This window comes from Klebsiella planticola (assembly GCF_000783935.2).
GTDB classification, from domain to species: Bacteria; Pseudomonadota; Gammaproteobacteria; order Enterobacterales; family Enterobacteriaceae; genus Klebsiella; species Klebsiella planticola.
On sequence record NZ_CP026047.1, the window covers coordinates 3,415,734 to 3,428,894 of the forward strand.

15 protein-coding genes and 1 riboswitch are annotated in these 13,161 nt (G+C 58.0%); of the genes, 7 read left to right on the forward strand and 8 right to left on the reverse strand.

Annotated features, from left to right (window positions below; genetic code table 11):
* Nucleotides 1-181: 181 nt before the first annotated feature.
* Nucleotides 182-320, forward strand: a riboswitch (molybdenum cofactor riboswitch).
* The 6 genes from moaA to MC50_RS16530 all read left to right on the forward strand — a co-directional run bounded on the left by moaA (nt 308) and on the right by MC50_RS16530 (nt 3,768).
* The gene (gene moaA / locus MC50_RS16505; protein WP_049267844.1) at nt 308-1,297 is read left to right on the forward strand and encodes a GTP 3',8-cyclase MoaA; all 990 of its coding nucleotides are present in this window, start codon (nt 308-310) and stop codon (nt 1,295-1,297) included. It overlaps the preceding riboswitch by 13 nt.
* A 22-nt stretch (nt 1,298-1,319) precedes the next feature.
* Nucleotides 1,320-1,832 carry a molybdenum cofactor biosynthesis protein B gene (moaB, locus tag MC50_RS16510; RefSeq protein WP_004859772.1) on the forward strand — a complete coding sequence of 171 codons (513 nt, stop codon included), beginning with the start codon at nt 1,320-1,322 and terminating at the stop codon, nt 1,830-1,832.
* A gap of 3 nt (nt 1,833-1,835) precedes the next feature.
* Nucleotides 1,836-2,324, forward strand: coding sequence for a cyclic pyranopterin monophosphate synthase MoaC (moaC, locus tag MC50_RS16515; RefSeq protein WP_032688736.1), 489 nt, complete (start codon nt 1,836-1,838; stop codon nt 2,322-2,324).
* Nucleotides 2,317-2,565, forward strand: a complete 249-nt coding sequence (gene moaD / locus MC50_RS16520; protein ID WP_032688734.1) for a molybdopterin synthase sulfur carrier subunit — start codon at nt 2,317-2,319, stop codon at nt 2,563-2,565. Before moaC ends, moaD begins: the two co-directional genes overlap by 8 nt.
* On the forward strand, nt 2,566-3,018 hold the full coding sequence (gene moaE, locus MC50_RS16525) for a molybdopterin synthase catalytic subunit MoaE (protein ID WP_004859775.1): 453 nt from the start codon (nt 2,566-2,568) through the stop codon (nt 3,016-3,018).
* A 45-nt stretch (nt 3,019-3,063) separates the two neighbouring features.
* A complete protein-coding gene (locus tag MC50_RS16530; protein WP_004859776.1) occupies nt 3,064-3,768 on the forward strand; it encodes a Bax inhibitor-1/YccA family protein in 705 nt (234 codons plus the stop codon).
* A 61-nt stretch (nt 3,769-3,829) separates the two neighbouring features.
* Here the strand turns inward: MC50_RS16530 and MC50_RS16535 are convergent, their stop codons facing one another.
* From MC50_RS16535 to MC50_RS16545, 3 genes are read right to left on the reverse strand one after another with little or no spacing between them, the layout of a single operon-like run.
* The gene (locus tag MC50_RS16535) at nt 3,830-4,795 is read right to left on the reverse strand and encodes a lysylphosphatidylglycerol synthase domain-containing protein (RefSeq protein ID WP_047664427.1); all 966 of its coding nucleotides are present in this window, start codon (nt 4,793-4,795) and stop codon (nt 3,830-3,832) included.
* Nucleotides 4,795-6,039, reverse strand: a complete 1,245-nt coding sequence (clsB, locus tag MC50_RS16540) for a cardiolipin synthase ClsB (protein ID WP_032688732.1) — start codon at nt 6,037-6,039, stop codon at nt 4,795-4,797. Before clsB ends, MC50_RS16535 begins: the two co-directional genes overlap by 1 nt.
* Nucleotides 6,036-6,794: an endonuclease/exonuclease/phosphatase family protein gene (locus MC50_RS16545; protein ID WP_032688731.1), complete on the reverse strand. Its 759-nt coding sequence runs from the start codon at nt 6,792-6,794 to the stop codon at nt 6,036-6,038. Before MC50_RS16545 ends, clsB begins: the two co-directional genes overlap by 4 nt.
* A 131-nt stretch (nt 6,795-6,925) precedes the next feature.
* Here MC50_RS16545 and MC50_RS16550 point away from each other — a divergent pair, with 131 nt between their 5' ends.
* The gene (locus MC50_RS16550; protein WP_032688730.1) at nt 6,926-7,354 is read left to right on the forward strand and encodes a YbhQ family protein; all 429 of its coding nucleotides are present in this window, start codon (nt 6,926-6,928) and stop codon (nt 7,352-7,354) included.
* 56 nt (nt 7,355-7,410) lie between these two features.
* Here the strand turns inward: MC50_RS16550 and MC50_RS16555 are convergent, their stop codons facing one another.
* The 5 genes from MC50_RS16555 to cecR all read right to left on the reverse strand — a co-directional run bounded on the left by MC50_RS16555 (nt 7,411) and on the right by cecR (nt 13,161).
* Nucleotides 7,411-8,517: an ABC transporter permease gene (locus MC50_RS16555; RefSeq protein ID WP_004859781.1), complete on the reverse strand. Its 1,107-nt coding sequence runs from the start codon at nt 8,515-8,517 to the stop codon at nt 7,411-7,413.
* Nucleotides 8,518-8,636: 119 nt separating this feature from the next.
* Nucleotides 8,637-9,770, reverse strand: coding sequence for an ABC transporter permease (locus MC50_RS16560; protein ID WP_162180120.1), 1,134 nt, complete (start codon nt 9,768-9,770; stop codon nt 8,637-8,639).
* Nucleotides 9,760-11,499: an ATP-binding cassette domain-containing protein gene (locus MC50_RS16565; protein ID WP_032697694.1), complete on the reverse strand. Its 1,740-nt coding sequence runs from the start codon at nt 11,497-11,499 to the stop codon at nt 9,760-9,762. The genes MC50_RS16560 and MC50_RS16565 overlap by 11 nt, the downstream gene beginning before the upstream one ends.
* Nucleotides 11,492-12,487 carry a secretion protein HlyD gene (hlyD, locus tag MC50_RS16570; RefSeq protein WP_032688726.1) on the reverse strand — a complete coding sequence of 332 codons (996 nt, stop codon included), beginning with the start codon at nt 12,485-12,487 and terminating at the stop codon, nt 11,492-11,494. The genes MC50_RS16565 and hlyD overlap by 8 nt, the downstream gene beginning before the upstream one ends.
* Nucleotides 12,484-13,161, reverse strand: coding sequence for a transcriptional regulator CecR (cecR, locus tag MC50_RS16575; protein WP_032688725.1), 678 nt, complete (start codon nt 13,159-13,161; stop codon nt 12,484-12,486). The genes hlyD and cecR overlap by 4 nt, the downstream gene beginning before the upstream one ends.

Genomic DNA, 13,161 nt, shown 5'->3' on the forward strand with positions numbered 1-13,161 from the left:
TCACAGTAACCGATCTACCCCTAAAAGACGATGCCCGGATCCTGACAAAATGACCGATATCAATGCAAAAGCCTGGTTTTTGGCTATTCTGTACCGAAAATGCACGATTGTGTCGATATATACATAATTATATAACGAAAGTGAGAATGGCGAAACTGTCGTTTCCGCGCTACTATCGGCATAAACCAGTTAACACTCTAGCCTCTGTGCCTGTGTCGCAAGATATGGTGCTTTGGCCGTGACAGCCTCGCTTGTCACCAGGGCGTGGGAAGAAATGACCGCGTCTCCCGTACTTGGAAAGGTGTATATGGCTTCACAGCTTACCGATGCATTTGCGCGTAAGTTTTATTACTTGCGCCTGTCAATTACCGATGTGTGTAACTTTCGTTGCACCTACTGCCTGCCGGATGGTTACAAACCCGGCGCGGTCACCAACAAAGGCTTTCTCAGCGTTGATGAAGTACGCCGCGTCACGCGCGCTTTCTCTGCCCTCGGCACCGAGAAGGTGCGGCTGACTGGCGGCGAACCCTCTTTACGCCGCGACTTTGCCGATATCATCGCCGCCGTACGTGAAAACAGCGCGATTCGCCAGATAGCGGTCACCACCAATGGCTATCGTCTGGCCCGCGACGTCAGCCAGTGGCGTGATGCCGGACTGACGGCGATTAACGTCAGCGTTGACAGCCTCGACGCGCGCCAGTTTCACGCCATTACCGGGCAGGATAAGTTTCACCAGGTCATGGACGGCATTGATGCCGCCTTTGCCGCCGGTTTTGAGAAGGTGAAGGTCAATACCGTGCTGATGCGCGATGTGAACCATCATCAGCTCGACACCTTCCTCGCGTGGATCCAACCCCGACGCATTCAGCTGCGTTTCATCGAGCTAATGGAAACCGGCGAGGGCAGCGACCTGTTCCGGCGTCACCATATTTCCGGCATGGTGCTGCGCGACGAGCTACTGCGTCGCGGCTGGATCCACCAGATCAGCCAGCGCAGCGACGGCCCGGCCCAGGTCTTTTGTCACCCGGATTACGCCGGGGAAATTGGCTTAATCATGCCGTACGAGAAAGATTTCTGCGCCAGCTGCAACCGTCTCCGCGTCTCCTCCGTGGGCAAACTGCATCTGTGTCTGTTCGGCGACGGCGGCGTGGATCTGCGCGATCTGCTTGTCGAGGACCAGCAGCAGGCGGCGCTGGAAGCGCGCATCTCCGAAGCATTAACCCATAAAAAACAAACCCATTTCCTGCATCAGGGCAACACCGGTATTACGCAAAACCTGTCGTATATTGGCGGATAATTGATTCTAAAGGAGCGAACAGATGAGTCAGGCCAGCGCTGAGTTTAACCCGACCCGTATTGCTATTCTCACCGTCTCCAGCCGGCGTGGCGAAGAGGATGATACCTCAGGCCACTGGCTGCGTGATGCGGCGCAGGAAGCGGGCCACCGTATTGTTGATAAGGCGATTGTTAAAGAGAACCGCTATGACATCCGCGCCCGAGTCTCGGCGTGGATAGCCAGCGATGATGTGCAGGTGGTGCTGATCACCGGTGGAACCGGGTTTACCGACGGGGATCAGGCGCCGGAGGCGCTGCGGCCGCTGTTTGACCGTGAAGTCGAAGGGTTTGGCGAAGTTTTCCGCATGCTTTCCTTTGAAGAAATCGGCACCTCGACGCTGCAGTCCCGGGCCATTGCCGGCATGGCGAATCGCACGCTGATTTTTGCCATGCCGGGCTCAACCAAAGCCTGCCGCACCGCGTGGGAAAATATCATTGCTCCGCAGCTGGATGCCCGTACGCGCCCATGTAACTTTATCTCTCATCTTAAGAAATAAGCGATGTCACAACTCACCCATATTAACGCCGCCGGCGAGGCGCACATGGTCGATGTTTCTGCCAAGGCCGAGACGGTACGCGAAGCCCGGGCTGAAGCCTATGTTGAAATGCGGCCGGAGACGCTGGCGATGATCATCGACGGCAGCCACCATAAAGGCGATGTCTTCGCCACCGCCCGCATTGCCGGTATCCAGGCGGCAAAACGCACCTGGGAGCTGATCCCGCTGTGTCACCCGCTGATGCTGAGTAAAGTCGAGGTCAATTTGCAGGCCCAGCCGGAACACAACCGGGTACGCATCGAATCGCTGTGCCGTCTGACCGGCAAAACCGGCGTGGAGATGGAAGCGCTGACCGCTGCTTCCGTGGCGGCGCTGACGATTTACGATATGTGCAAAGCGGTGCAAAAAGATATGGTGATTGGCCCGGTGCGTCTGCTGGCGAAAAGCGGCGGCAAATCCGGGGATTTCAAGGCGGACGAGACTCATGATTAAGGTTCTGTTTTTTGCCCAGGTGCGTGAACTGGTTGGCACTGAATCCCTGACCCTTGAGGTCGATGCGCTGTCGACGGTCGAAACCGTACGGCGTCAGCTTGCCGGCCGCAGCGAACGTTGGGCGCTGGCGCTGGAAGAGGGCAAACTGCTGGCGGCGGTAAACCAGACGCTGGCCCCCTTTGACCATCCGCTGGTGGCCGGCGACGAAGTGGCGTTCTTTCCGCCGGTTACGGGAGGTTAAATGACGCAGACTCGCATTATCGTCAGCCACGATCGTTTTTGCGTCGGCGACGAATATCCGTGGCTGGCCGAACGCGATGAAGACGGCGCGGTGGTCACTTTTACCGGAAAAGTACGTAATCACAATCTCGGGGACAGCGTTAAGGCGCTGACCCTCGAACACTACCCGGGAATGACGGAAAAATCGCTGGCGGAAATCGTTGAGCTGGCGCGCGAACGTTGGCCGCTCGGCCGGGTGACGGTGATTCACCGCATCGGCGAAATGTGGCCAGGCGAAGAGATTGTGTTCGTTGGCGTGACCAGCGCGCACCGCAGCAGCGCTTTTGCCGCCGGAGAGTTCATTATGGATTACCTGAAAACCCGCGCGCCGTTCTGGAAGCGGGAAGCGACACCGGAAGGCGAACGCTGGGTGGATGCACGCGATAGCGATCGCCAGGCGGCAGAGCGCTGGTAGTGTGGTACGCTTACTAAGAGAAAACGTGTTAATCAGGAGACAGTCATGGACAGATTCCCTCGTTCAGATTCCATTATTCAGGCGCGCAGCGGCCTGCAAACCTATATGGCCCAGGTTTACGGCTGGATGACGGTCGGGCTGCTGTTGACGGCATTCATTGCGTGGTTTGCCGCCAATACGCCGGCGGTCATGATGTTTGTCTTTTCCAGCAAAATAACCTTTTTTGGTTTGATTATCGCCCAGCTGGCGCTGGTATTCGTGCTTTCCGGGATGGTGCAGCGCCTGAGCGCAGGGATGGCGACCACGCTGTTTATGCTCTATTCGGCGCTGACCGGACTGACGCTATCCAGTATCTTCCTTGTCTATACCTATTCGTCGATTGCCAGCACCTTTGTGGTCAGCGGCGGGATGTTTGGGATAATGAGCCTCTATGGCTATACCACGAAGCGCGATCTCAGCGGTTTCGGCAACATGCTGTTTATGGCCTTAATTGGTATTGTCCTGGCTTCGCTGGTCAACTTCTGGCTGAAGAGTGAAGCGCTGATGTGGGCGATTACCTATATCGGGGTGATCGTGTTTGTCGGCCTGACCGCTTATGACACGCAGAAACTGAAAAACATCGGCGAGCAGATCGATACGCGAGACACCTCCACGCTGCGTAAGTACTCCATTCTCGGCGCGCTGACGCTGTATCTGGACTTTATCAACCTGTTCCTGATGCTGCTGCGTATTTTCGGCAACCGCCGTTAACGCCTTTGCTCCCCGGGCCGCGCCTGGCCCGGGGAGCGCGGATTATCCCCGGCCCTCTCTCTTATCCGTCCGCCAGCTTACGCTGATTCTTTTCGCGTAATGTTTTCGCCCGACTCTCCAGCAGCAGATAGCCGACGGTAGCGATAAGCAGCGGCAAAAAGTAATACAGCGCGCGCCAGGCCAGCAGGGCGGCAATAATCGCCCCGCGGCTAATCGACTCGGCGGAAAGCATGGCGATAAAAACGGCTTCCAGCACGCCGATCCCGGCAGGAATATGCACAATGACGCCGGCAATACTGCTGACCAGCAGCACGCCCAGTACGAGGAAATAATCGACCTGCTGCGCCATCAGCAGCCAGATAATCGCGCCCATCACCATCCAGTTTGCCACCGAAAGCGCCATCTGCAGCAGAGCGAACCGCCATGACGGCAGCACCAGCCGTTGGCCTTTAATCGTCAGATGGCGCCGACGGGCGAAGGCGCAGGCCCACAGATAAACTGCGGACATCGCCAGCAGTCCGCCCCCGATGAGCCGCAGCGTGTCCTGGCTGATATACCAGTGCGCCGGTAACGCCACCAGATTGGCACTGAAAATCACGCCGCCCAGCAGAATAAAGCCCAGCCAGTTGGTGGTGATGCTCAAGGAGAAAATGCGCGTAATGGTCCCGCCGCTCAAACCGAGACGCGAATAGAGGCGGTAGCGCATACCGATACCGCCGACCCAGGTACTGAGGGTCAGATTAAAGGCGTAGCAGATAAACGACACCAGCATCACCTGCCGTTTAGCCAGTTTATGTCCGCACCAGGCGCGCCCCAGCAGATCGTAGCAGCCATAAATCAGGTAGCTCGCTATCGTCAGCCCCACCGCGCCGAGCAGGGTGGTGCGATCGTAGTGACGAATCACCTTCCAGACCGCCGGCCAGTCTACTTTTTGCGCATAAACCACCAGCAGGGCCATCACGGCGAGGAAGAAAATGACGGTAAAGATCTTTTTCGCCATCCGCCTGCGAGGGTGTGATTTTGCCATCAGGGTTTTACCTCCTGATTGGTCGCATCCAGCCGATCCTGGGTTTCAATTTCTGGCTGCACCGGCGGTCGGACCCGCGCCAGATGCGGCGTGTGGGCAGGCAACCAGCCTATCCACGCCGGGAAGTGGCGCAGAAAGTGGAAGGCCAGTACGCTGGTACCCACATTCCACCAGCTGCGCTTTGGCAACATCGACTTGTCCACTTGCATGCAGTCCTCGGCGATCAGTCCGTTGAGGTTATCGCGCAAGGTCTGGTTAAACTGACGATCGTGGATAATCAGGTTAGCTTCCAGATTTAATGAGAGGCTCAGCGGGTCGAGATTGCTCGAGCCGACGGTGGCCCAATGGTCGTCGGCGAGGGCAACTTTGCCGTGCAGCGGCCGGCGGCGATACTCAAATATCTGTACGCCCCCGTTGACCAGATAGCGATACAGCAGGCGGGCGCCGACTTTAACGATTGGGATATCCGGCTCGCCCTGCACGATCAGCTTAACCCGCACGCCGCGGCGGGCGGCGTTACGCATCGCATGCAGCAGCCGGTAGCCGGGGAAAAAGTAGGCGTTGGCAATGATCACTTCCCGGCGGGCGTTAGCCAGCATCTTGAGATAATGGCGTTCAATATCATCGCGATGTTCTTGATTATCCCGCCAGACAAACAGCGCCTGCGCTTCTCCGGGGCTGCGGTTGATCGCCGGCTGGTGTCGACGCCGGAGCCACCAGCGGCGCGTCTCTTCGCTGGCCGGGAGATTTTCCAGCTCAAATTGCAGGATATCCTGCACCACCGGTCCCTCCACCTGAACGGCATAATCCTGCTTTGCCTCCGGGCCGTAGTCGGTCATGTGCTCGGCGGAGTAATTGATGCCCCCGACGAAGGCCGTCGTCTCATCGATCACCACGATTTTGCGGTGCATGCGGCGGAACAGATTGGTGCGCATGCCGAACAGGCGCGGGCGCGGATCGTAGTAGCGAAAAATCACGCCGGCGGCACTCAGCTCATTGACGAAGCGCTCACTCAGGTCGGGAGAACCGTAGCCGTCGAGCAGTACTTCGACCCGTATCCCGCGGCGTGCGGCTTTTAACAGCACGGCGTGCAGCTGCCAGCCCACGTCATCTTCAAACCAGATAAACGTTTCGAGGATCACTTTTCGCTGCGCGCGGGCGATGGCGGCAAACAGTGCCGGATAGTAGTTATCGCCGTTCTCCAGGAGCTGGATGCGGTTTCCTTCCTGCCAGCTGCATTTCATAGATGAATCTCCACGCTCAGCGGGGCATGATCAGAGAGGTGACGCCAGGGCCGAAGTGGCAACGCCGTCGGGTGGCTGGCATGGGCATTTTTCACGTAGATCCGGTCAAGGCGCAGGAGCGGAAGACGCGCCGGGAAGGTTCTCGCCGGGCGGCCATGGGCGCGGGTAAAAATCTCCTCCAGCCCGGCCTGCGACTTTAGCACCCGGTTAGCCTGCTGGCGCCAGTCGTTAAAATCGCCGGCCACCACCACCGGCTGCCGGGCGGGCAGGTCGTTGACCCGCCTGGCGAGCATTGCCAGCTGGGCCGATCGTTGCCGCGCACTCAGGCCGAGGTGCACACAAATCAGGTGTAGCGCCGCGCTTTGCGGCGGAACGATTCGGCAGTAGAGCAGACCGCGCTTTTCGCTGTTGCCAACGGAGATATCGATATTTTCATTATATTCAATAGGAAAGCGGGATAGCACGGCATTACCGTGATGGCCTTCGGGGTAGACCGCGTTGCGTCCGTAGGCGTATTCGCTCCATAGGGTATCGGCAAGAAACTCATAATGGCTGCGGTCCGGCCAGTTTTCGATCTGCAGCGAATGAATCTCATGCGCCCCGGTAACCTCCTGCAGACAGACGATGTCGGCGCTGACGCTGCGGATGGCGTCGCGCAGTGCCGGCAACATGAAGCGTCGATTAAACGTCGTAAAGCCTTTATGGATGTTAATTGTCAGCACGTTTAACGAAAATCTGCACGTTTGCTCAGCCATATTTCCCCGGTCAATGTCACTTTCCTGAATGAAATAGTGTAGTAGGTGTCACAAAAAGATGCGGTGTTCCGGAATTTTCCGTAAAGTGCGGTACTCTGAGTTACAGATAAAGATCCTTCAGGAGAGAAGCCATGAAGTGGCAACAACGTGTACGCGTCGCAACTGGCCTCAGTTGCTGGCAGATTATGTTGCATCTACTGGTCGTGGCAGTACTGGTGATGGGTTGGATGAGTGGCGCGCTGGTTCGCGTCGGATTAGGGCTGTGCGTACTGTACGGCGTCACGTTACTGTCGATGCTGTTTTTACAGCGTCACCACGAAGCACGCTGGCGCGATGTCGGTGACTTCCTTGAGGAACTCACCACCACCTGGTACTTTGGCGTAGCGGTTATCGTGCTGTGGCTGCTGTCGCGTGTGCTGCACAATAATCTGCTGCTGGCTGTCGCCGGGGTGGCGATTCTGGCAGGCCCGGCCGTGGTCTCCTTGCTGGCGAAAGATAAGCACCGAGCGTTCGGGCTGCAGCAAGGCGGTAACGCTGCCAATCCCCAGAAGCACAGATAGCTGTGCGAACGGGGCCGTTCAAATCCGCCGGCAGCAGATTTGAACGATAGCGGCGATTAGGCGATCTTTCTGCGGAACATCGCATACGCCGCTGAACCCGTCGTGGCCGCTATGACCAGTAGCGGCCACAAACTTCCCCAAACAATCTCCAGACTCGCATCCTTCAAATAAATCTGCTTGGTGATGTCAGTAAAGTGACGAATCGGGTTTATCCATGTCACGTCCTGCAGCCACTGCGGCATATTCTCAACCGGCGAGACGTAGCCGGAGAGCAGGATCGCCGGCATCATAAAGACGAAAACGCCGATGAAGGCCTGCTGCTGGGTTGAGCACAAAGACGAAATCAGCAGACCGAATCCCACCAGCGACAAACCGTAAATGACCATCGTAAAGTAAAACAGCAGCAGCGAACCGGCGAAGGGGATTTGATACGCCCAGATGCCGATAGCCAGCACGATGCTCGCCTGCAGCGTGGCGACAATCAGCGCCGGGACCGCTTTGCCGACGAAAATTTGCCAGGTGGCCAGCGGCGAAACCAGTAGCTGATCGAGCGTGCCTTGCTCCCGCTCGCGGGCCACCGAGAGAGACGTGACGATCATCACCCCGATGGTGGTGATCATCGCGATCAGCGACGGGACCACAAACCATTTGTAATCGAGATTCGGGTTATACCAGTTGCGCACGATCAGCTCGCTGTTGTTCGGCTTCGCTTTCCCTTCCAGCAGCTCCTGCTGATAGTTTTTGACGATCTGCTGGAGATAGTTGGCGGCGATTTGCGCGCTGTTCGAGTTGCGTCCGTCCAGTAAGAGCTGGAGCGGTGCGGGCTGGTTGGTGTCGAGATTGCGCGAGAAGTCCGCCGGGAAGCGGATGAGCAACAGCGCTTTTTGCTCATCAATCGTCGGGCGGATCTCCTGCGGGCTCTTGAGGAGCATCACATGGGTGAAGGCCTTAGCCCGGGCGAAACGCTGGGTCAGTTCGACCGCGTGACGGCCGTTGTCTTCGTTGTAGATGGCGATGGTGGCGTTGGTCACTTCCAGCGTTGCGGCGAAGGGAAACAGCAGCACCTGAATCAGAACCGGCATAATCAAAATGGCGCGCGTTTGCGGTTCGCGCAGCAGCGATTGCAGCTCTTTACGAATCAAGGTCCATAAGCGATGAAACATAGTACTTTCCTCATGTCGGGTGGCGCTGCGCTTACCCGACCAACATCATTACCGAAACTGCGCCCTGGTAGCCCGGGCAAGGCGTTCACGCCGCAACCCGGGGAAAGCGCGCAGGGGAATTAATCCAGACGCCGTTTGGTTTTCAGCCAGGTCAGGCCGATAAACATCACCGCCGAGGCGATTAAAAACAGCGTGTTCACCAGCAGCACCAGCGGAATATTACCGGCGAGAAACAGGCTTTGCAGCGTGCTGACGAAATAGCGCGCCGGGATGATGTAGGTCACCGCACGGATCACCGCCGGCATACTGTCAATCTGGAAAATAAACCCGGAGAGCATAATTGAGGGCAGAAAGGCGGCGTTCAGAGCGACCTGCGCGGCGTTAAACTGATTGCGGGTGATGGTCGAAATGAGCAGCCCCATCCCGAGGGTGCTGAGCAAAAACAGGCTGGTTATCAAGAACAGAATCACCAGCGAACCGCGAAACGGCACGCCGAGGATGAACACCGCCACCAGCATGCACAGCAGCATCGCCAGCATGCCGAGGAAATAGTAGGGAATCAGCTTACACAGCAGCAGCTCCGCGCGGGTGATTTCCGTCGACAGCAGCGCCTCCATGGTCCCGCGCTCCCATTCGCGGGCCACCACCAGCGAGGTCAGAATCGCGCCGACCACCGTCATAATGATGGTAATGGCGCCGGGAATAATAAAGTGCTGGCTGATGGCCGCGGGGTTAAACCAGTAGCGCATCTGTACATCAATCAGCGGTTCGAAGGTTTCCCCGCGATCTTCCGCGCGCTGCTGCTGCCAGATTTGCCAGATGCCCTCCACGTAGCCCTGGGCAAAGTTGGCGGTATTGGGTTCGCTGCCGTCGGTAATCAGCTGGATGGGAGCATTATCGCCGGGGCGCGCCATCTTCTGATCGAAGTCTACCGGGATGACCACCAGCCCACGAATGCGCCCGGCCTGCATCATCTCAATCAGCTGCTGGCGATTGTCGCTGACCGTGGCGTCAATATAGGGTGAGCCGGTCATGGCGTGGACGAAATCCAGCGCCTCTTCGCTTTGTTGCTCCAGCAGTACGCCGACTTTGAGCTTGCTGGAGTCGAGATTGATCCCGTAGCCGAAGATAAACAGCAGCAGCAGCGGAATGACCACCGCAATCAGCCAGCTGCTGGGGTCACGGACGATCTGCCGCGTCTCTTTGACGCACAGGGCGCGCACGCGTCGCCATGAGAGGATTTTAGCGCTCACCGGCATTCTCCTTATCCCAGTCGTGGATCAGGGTGATAAAGGCCTGCTCCATCGTGGGATCGGGCTGTTGATCATTTGCCGCCAGCGCTTTTAGCGCATCCGGCGTGCCGCTGGCGATCAGCTTGCCGTGATACACCAGACCAATACGATCGCAATATTCGGCTTCATCCATAAAGTGGGTCGTCACCATCACCGTCACCCCTTTATCCACCATGCTATTAATATGCAGCCAGAACTCGCGGCGGGTAATGGGGTCGACGCCTGACGTCGGCTCATCGAGAAACAGAATATCGGGTTCATGCATCAGCGAGCAGGCCAGCGCCAGACGCTGCTTATACCCTAGCGGTAGCTCATCGGCCGCATGGCTGGCGATGCTTTTCAGACCAAAAGCGTCGCTCATCCGGGCGATTTTCTCGTTCTGGACCCGACCACGCAGGCCATAAACGCCCGAGAAGAAGCGCAGGTTTTGCTCAACGGTCAGGTTACCGTACAGCGAAAACTTCTGCGCCATGTAGCCGAGATGCTGGCGCGCTTTCCCGGAACTGACTTTCAGGTCCATTCCCAGAACCAGCGCCTTACCGGAGGTCGGCACCAGCAGGCCGCACATCATTTTAAAGGTCGTGGATTTGCCGGCGCCGTTGGGGCCAAGCAGGCCGAAAATCTCCCCACGTTTGACGCGAAAATCTACGTGGTCGGTAGCGGCGAAGTCGCCGAATTTTTTGGTCAGGCTCTGCGCTTCAATCACCGTCTCATCGGCCGTGCCCTCTACGCGATGGATAATTTCGCCCAGCGGCGATTCCGCGGTCGCGGCGCCGCCCAGCAGATCGATGAATGCATCTTCAAAGCGCGGTGCGGTTTCGGCAATCTCCAGCGTCGGCATGCTAGCGTTGCGCTGCACCTCTTCAACGGTGGCCTCTTTTTTCAGGATCAGGCGTACCGATTTCCCCTGAATGACGCCATCGCTGATCTGCGGCAGCTTCAGCGCTCGTTGCAGGAGGCGACGGTTATTTTCCTCGCGGCTGGAGACGAGGAAACTGCGACCGGCCATGGTTTGGGTCAACGCTTTCGGCTCGCCCTGATAAAGCAGCTGGCCTTCATTCATCAGCAGGACGTCGCGGCACTGTTCTGCTTCATCAAGGTAGGAGGTGCTCCAGAGGATCAGCATCCCGTCACCGGCCAGTTCGTGCACCATTTGCCACAGTTCACGGCGGGAGATAGGGTCAACCCCGACCCCTGGCTCATCAAGCAGCAGGACTTTTGGCTCACCCACCAGGGTGCAGGCGAGCCCCAGTTTCTGCTTCATCCCGCCGGAAAGTTTCCCCGCCAGGCGATCGGTAAAGGGGCCGAGGGAGGTAAATTCCAGCAGGCGAGCGAAGGTGTTCCTGCGCGTTTCGCCGGTAACGCTGCGCAGGTCGGCATACAGCGAGAGGTTTTCCATGACCGTCAGGTCTTCGTACAGGCCGAATTTTTGCGGCATATAGCCGAGCACCGCGTGCAGCGCGCTATCGTCGGCAATCGGGTCGAAACCGATCACCCTGGCGGTGCCGTCATCGGCCTTCAGTAGCCCGGCGAGCATGCGCATCAAGGTGGTTTTCCCGGCGCCGTCAGGGCCGACCAGACCAGTAACATAGCCGGCGCGGATAGTGCAGTTGAGCGGCGCAACGGCGGGCCGATCCATGCCGGCGAAGCGGCGGGTTAGCCCGCTGAGCGTGATAACGTCCTCACTCATGTCCGTTCCCGCTGCTGAAGGTGACGGTCACCGGCATTCCCTGGCGCAGCGAATCATCCGCATCGGTGACGACAATACGCAGGCGATAGACGAGGTCAGTACGTAAATCTGGCGTCTCAACGGTCTTCGGCGTAAATTCGGCGACTGGCGACACAAAGCCAATCTTGCCGTGCCAGGGCTGATTCGGGCGACTATCGGTATAGAGCAGCACTTCTCGTCCGGGCACCGCCTGGCCGAGATTTTTTTCATCAATGTAGGCCCGGACCCATACCGGGTGAGTCAGCGACAGCGTCATGACCGTGCCGCCGGCGCTGAGCATGCTACCCGGTTCGACGGCGCGGGTCATCAGCGTGCCGTCGGAAGGGGCGATAAGCGTGGTATCGTGCAGGTCGAGTTTAGCCTGCGCCAGGGCCGCCTGCGCCTGTTCAAGGCTGGCTTTGGCCTGGGCGATTTCCTGCGGCCGGTTGCCGGCGCGATACTGGCGCAGCTTGTCCTGCGCGGACTTTAGCGTCGCCTGAGCCTGGTCGCGGGAGGAGCGCGCGTTTTCCAAATCGTTCACCGAGATGGCGCTGTTCTGACGCAGCCCCAGCTGGCGCTGGTAAAAGTTCTGCGCGTAATCGTACGCGGCCTGCGCCTGTTTGACGGCGGCGGCGGCCTGGGCTATCTCTTCTGCCCGGTAGCCAGCCATCATCAGATCATACTGCGCCTGAGCGGTGGAGACATTCGCCTGAGCCTGCTGTAAGGCGTTCTCATACGGGGCGCGATCCAGCTGGCCGAGTATTTGCCCGGCCTGAATCTTATCGCCCTCATCAACGTTCAGCGATGCCAGTCGTCCGCCGACGCGGAAGCTCATGTTCACGGTACGAATATCGACGTTGCCATACAGAGTCAACTCCCTTTGCTGGCTGCTTTGATACCACCACCAGCCGCCGCCGAATGCGGCAATCAGCAGCAGTATGAACAAAACGATGATGACGGGTTTTTTCATGATCCCTGGCTCCTTTGCAATAACCCTTGCAGAACGAAATCAATATGGCAGGCGATAACCTGGTAAATTTGCTCAGTTTTTTCTTCGTCGAACTGCGTCCATCCGGTGCGCAGCAAAATGGTTTCCCGCCCAAGGCGGAAGGCCAGAATCTCTCCCAGCAGCGCGTGGGTGTGCAGAATCATTGCCGTGTCATCGGCATCGAGGCCGGTAAAGGCGCCGATTAAGCGGGTCAGGTAGCGATGGAGCGGCGCAATCACCTGCCCGTGGATGAGTTGGTAGGCCGGGGTAGGAGAAAGCTGCTCGCGGGAGATGAATTTGCTCAAATTGACCGTGTCATCCTGGGTCAGCAGCAAAATCATATTCTGACAGGCGCGCAGAATCAGAACCCGAATCGCCGCCTTATCCGGCGAAGCTGTCGCCAGCAGCGTTTCCGCCGCTTCGGCATGCGGACGAAAATTATGGCTGATAAAATCGGCAATCCACTGGGCGCAAGCGAGATAGAGATCGTCCTTGGAACCAAAATAGTAGGGGATCGCCGCGATATTTTGCCCGGCCTGCGCGGCAATATCGCGGGTGGTGGCGTGCAGGCCGTATTCGCCGAACTGGGCGATGGCTGCGGCAATGAGCTGGCTTTTGGCTTGTTCGCCTTTGGTTGTCACAGGAGTCGTCGTCAT